This is a genomic window from Gilliamella sp. Fer4-1, from assembly GCF_001690515.1.
GTDB lineage: Bacteria > Pseudomonadota > Gammaproteobacteria > Enterobacterales > Orbaceae > Gilliamella > Gilliamella apicola_C.
This window is the reverse complement of sequence record NZ_LZGZ01000360.1, coordinates 1-1,244: the sequence shown is the minus strand read 5'-3', so window position 1 is coordinate 1,244 and position 1,244 is coordinate 1. Positions and strand designations below refer to the sequence as shown.

The 1,244-nt window shown below is 32.1% G+C and carries 2 protein-coding genes and 1 pseudogene; 2 read left to right on the top strand and 1 reads right to left on the bottom strand.

All coding sequences use genetic code 11. The features are described from left to right. Positions 1-84 precede the first annotated feature (84 nt). Entirely contained in the window at positions 85-306 is a 222-nt protein-coding gene (locus A9G30_RS12240) for a Flp family type IVb pilin (protein ID WP_065589129.1), read from the top strand. Between the two features lie 44 nt (positions 307-350). On the opposite strand, the pseudogene A9G30_RS13415 reads toward A9G30_RS12240, so the two are convergent. Then, a pseudogene (locus A9G30_RS13415) lies at positions 351-890 on the bottom strand (IS256 family transposase); the annotation flags it as partial. Here A9G30_RS13415 and A9G30_RS13090 point away from each other — a divergent pair. Further along, entirely contained in the window at positions 829-987 is a 159-nt protein-coding gene (locus A9G30_RS13090; RefSeq protein ID WP_176700920.1) for a hypothetical protein, read from the top strand. The pseudogene A9G30_RS13415 and the gene A9G30_RS13090 sit on opposite strands and share 62 nt — an antisense overlap. The last annotated feature ends 257 nt before the right edge of the window (positions 988-1,244 follow it).

The following is a 1,244-nucleotide window of genomic DNA, read 5'->3' as shown; positions in this document are numbered from 1 at the left end:
TAAATAATATACTTTATTTGTTACTAATATCAACGTATTCTATATATAAGTATATACAAATAAATAATATTAAAGGAGAAAATAATGTTTTTGCTTGTAGCTAATACGCAGATTAGAGATTTTTTTACGCAATTTATCAAAAATAAAGAAGCTGTATCAGCAATTGAATATGCCATTATTTCGGCGGGTATTGCGGCAACCGTATTAATTATCTTTCAAGGAAGATCGGGGACGATTATGTATGATTTGTTTGATGGTATATTTTCATCGATAAAAAATCGATTAGAAGTGATTGGTAGTTGGTAATAATATCCAGTATGAGGCCGTTCATAATTCTGTGTCAGTTTAATTCACAAAGAGAGCACCTTATCAAGACGATTAGGAAAAATATCATCGTGACAATGCTAAATTCTAATTTTGGCTTGGCATTGTCCATTTTTCATCCGTATTTTGCAAACTCAAATACAACAGTTTGAGCAAATTATTTTCATTAGGAAAACCGTTTTTGATCTTTGCTAATTTGCGAAATTATCGATGAATAGACTCAATAGCATTCGTAGTATAAATCACCTTACGAATAGCCTCAGGATAGTGGAAATAAGCCGATAAATTATTCCATTTACGGCGCCACGACTGGATGATTATTGGATATTCATCGCTCCATTTTCACTCAAGTTCATCTAACGCATCAATTGTCGCATCCGAGGCATTGCCTTGTAGACAAGTTTCAAATCACTCATAAAGGCTTTGTGATGTTTAGATGCAACATACATAATTGAATGACGAATTTAATGAATAACGCAAAGTTGAGCCGCTGTTTGTGAGTAAATGGTATTCATCGCTTCAGGGAAACCAACCAAGCCATCAACACAAGCGATTAATAAGCTTTGCCAAGCTAATAAAATCAATCAAAAGCTGACTAAAACCGCCTGTCTCCAACCCAATGGTAAAGTTGAACGAGTAATAAGTACATTAATGGAAGCGTAGCATAAACAAGAAGCATTTATCGATGCAATTAGTTGACAAGCCAACCTCGGTTATTTTATTAACTTTTACCATACAATTAAACCAAATAAAGGTTTAAATTCTGTTACACCTTATGAGATACCTGAATTTTATTTTAGCTAAAATGTGCAAGCAATTCGAGGGAATCCTACTAATAAAAAATAATTTTCTCATTTAATTTTTGATAAAAAACATTTTTGTGAAAAAATACGCTAAAAAATCAAACAATTGATTTTTAT

Bases quoted from the DNA above. Each gene is read 5' to 3' on its own strand.
- A9G30_RS12240 (WP_065589129.1), top strand. From the start codon at position 85: ATGTTTTTGCTTGTAGCTAATACGCAGATTAGAGATTTTTTTACGCAA.
- A9G30_RS13090 (WP_176700920.1), top strand. From the start codon at position 829: ATGGTATTCATCGCTTCAGGGAAACCAACCAAGCCATCAACACAAGCG.